Here is a 2,533-nt window from a genome sequence, read left to right as displayed (position 1 = left end):
GAACGAACCCGCTGCGCGGGATGGGCGCCCGCGGATAAGGTAGAGATCAAGAACCGGTCGTTGCGCCTGCGTTGAGCGGGGTTCGGCAGGGACAGAGCATTACGGGCTTCTTCAACAAGGAGCCTGACCATGCCCTATCCTGTTCTTGATGCACCTATCAGTCCGCTTCGTCAGCGGCTGATCGACGACATGAACATGCGGCGTTTCTCACGGGAGACGCAGCGCAACTATCTCCGCGACATCGGACGCCTGGCGACGTTCCTCGGGCGTTCACCAGACACAGCGACCACCGACGACCTGCGCCAGTTCCAGATCGAGCAGCAGGACGACGGTGTTCCCGTGCCGACGATGAACAGCATCGTGTCGGCGCTGCGCTTCTTCTTCACGCATACGGTCGATCGTCCCGATCTGGCGCGCAAGCTCGTTCGTCTGGCGCACCCGCGCAAACTGCCGGTGGTGCTGAGCCGCGACGAGGTCGCCCGGCTGCTCAACGCCACGACCTGCCTCAAGCACCAGGCCGCGCTGTCGGCCGCTTATGGCGCGGGCCTGCGCGTGGCGGAGGTGTCGACGCTGAAGGTTGCTGACATCGACAGCGAGCGCATGCTGTTGCGCGTCGAGCGCGGCAAGGGCGGGCGATACCGCAACGCCATGCTGTCGCAAGACCTGCTCTTGTTGCTGCGCCAGTGGTGGAAGGTCGGACGCCAGCAGGGCGTGATGCACCGCGACGGCTGGCTGTTTCCTGGGCAGCATGCGATGAAGCCCATCAGCACCCGCCAGCTCTATCGCGTGGTCGTCGAGGCAGCGCAGGCGGCCGACATCGCCAAGCGCGTCGGGCCGCACACGCTGCGCCACAGCTTCGCCACCCACCTGCTGGAGGACGGCACCGACATCCGGATCATTCAGGTCCTGCTCGGGCACGCCAAGCTAAATAGCACCGCCTTCTACACCAAGGTTGCAACCCGCACGGTGCGCACCGTCACCAGCCCGCTCGACAAGCTTGGCCTCTTCAAGCCGGAAGAGATCTCACCCGACGGCTGAGCGTGCGCGCCTCGATCGAGGTTGCCGACATCTTCCGCACTGCCGGGCCCGCCTACCGGGCCGCCCATGCAGGGCATCTGACACTGCAGCAGCTCAAGGTCATGTCGGCGATCGAGCACTGCCGCACCGCGGCCCTTGGCGGTCACGTGGAGGCCTGCGAGGACTGCGGCCACTGGCGCATCGCCTACAACTCCTGCCGCAACCGGCACTGTCCAAAGTGCCAGGGTGCCGCGGCGCGGACATGGCTTGCCGAGCGCGAGGCCGACCTGCTGCCGGTCGGCTACTTCCACGTCGTCTTCACGCTGCCAGCCGAGGTCGCCGACATCGCCTTCCACAACAAGGCGGCGGTCTACGACCTGCTGTTCAAGGCGGCGTCGGAGACGATGCTGACCATCGCGGCCGATCCGAAGCATCTGGGCGCACGCATCGGCATCACCGCCGTGCTCCACACATGGGGTTCGGCGATGACGCATCATCCGCACGTGCACATGATCGTGCCAGGCGGTGGCATCTCGCCGGACGGAAGCCGGTGGATATCGTCGCGTCCCGCCTTCCTGCTGCCGGTGCGGGTGCTCGGCAAGCTGTTCCGCCGGCTGTTCCTCTCCCGGTTGGTCGCGCTGCACGACGCTGGCCGGCTCGCCTTCTTCGGCGCAATTGCTCATCTCGCGGAACGGCGGGCATTCCTGCGCCACCTGTCGCCGATCCGGAAGAAGCGCTGGGTGGTCTACGCCAAGCCGCCCTTCGCCGGGCCTGAAGCGGTGCTCGCCTATCTGTCGCGCTATACCCACCGGGTCGCCATCTCGAACCGCCGCCTCATCCGCCTCGACGAGAGCGGCGTCACCTTCCGCTACAAGGACTATCGTCGCGAAGGCGCCGACCGGCAGCAGCTCATGACGCTCACCGCCGACGAGTTCATCCGTCGGTTCCTGCTCCATGTCCTGCCGCGTGGCTTCCATCGGATCCGCCACTACGGCCTGCTCGCCGGCGGCTCCCGCAAGGACTGCCTCGCACTCGCCCGCCAACTGCTCGCGACCGCGCCTCCCGCCACGAACGATCCATCGGCGGAACCAGACAACTTCCGTCCGCCATGCCCATGCTGCGGCGGCCGCATGATCGTCGTCGAGGTGTTCGAACGCTGGAGGCAGCCGCGCGGACCGCCGAAAGCATCGGCACCGGACCGGGAGAGCTGTCCATGACCCGGCATGGTATGGTCCAGCCTTCAGCCGCAGGCACTCAGCCTCCGGCAACGGATCGACGCGCGTCCATGGAGATCATCGAGGCCGACAGAGCCGAGCTGAGCCGCCCACCGTTCCGACAACACCGCGCGGAGGCGCAACGAAGCGGTCCGTCCGCATCAAACCCGCCGCTTCGGAGCGGCGGTCGCGCCATCGCCGACATCTGCCGAAAATCGAAATCCCCATAGCCATCGCCTGTGGCCCGCGGGTTCCTTCCTCGGGGACTTTCGTACGCCTGCTGGCGCCCGAAACTCTTCACG

The 2,533-nt window shown here is 66.6% G+C and carries 2 protein-coding genes; both read left to right on the top strand.

Annotated elements, in window-relative coordinates; genetic code table 11:
- The first annotated feature begins 129 nt into the window (after nucleotides 1-129).
- Complete coding sequence (locus tag AC0L17_RS34270; protein ID WP_473518959.1) at nucleotides 130-1,038, top strand: tyrosine-type recombinase/integrase; 909 nt, start codon at nucleotides 130-132, stop codon at nucleotides 1,036-1,038.
- A 2-nt stretch (nucleotides 1,039-1,040) separates the two neighbouring features.
- The gene (locus AC0L17_RS34265; RefSeq protein ID WP_473518958.1) at nucleotides 1,041-2,234 is read left to right on the top strand and encodes an IS91 family transposase; all 1,194 of its coding nucleotides are present in this window, start codon (nucleotides 1,041-1,043) and stop codon (nucleotides 2,232-2,234) included.
- Nucleotides 2,235-2,533 lie beyond the last annotated feature (299 nt).

Source organism: Mesorhizobium sp. WSM4829, assembly GCF_055811475.1.
This window is presented reverse-complemented; position numbering and strand designations above follow the sequence as displayed.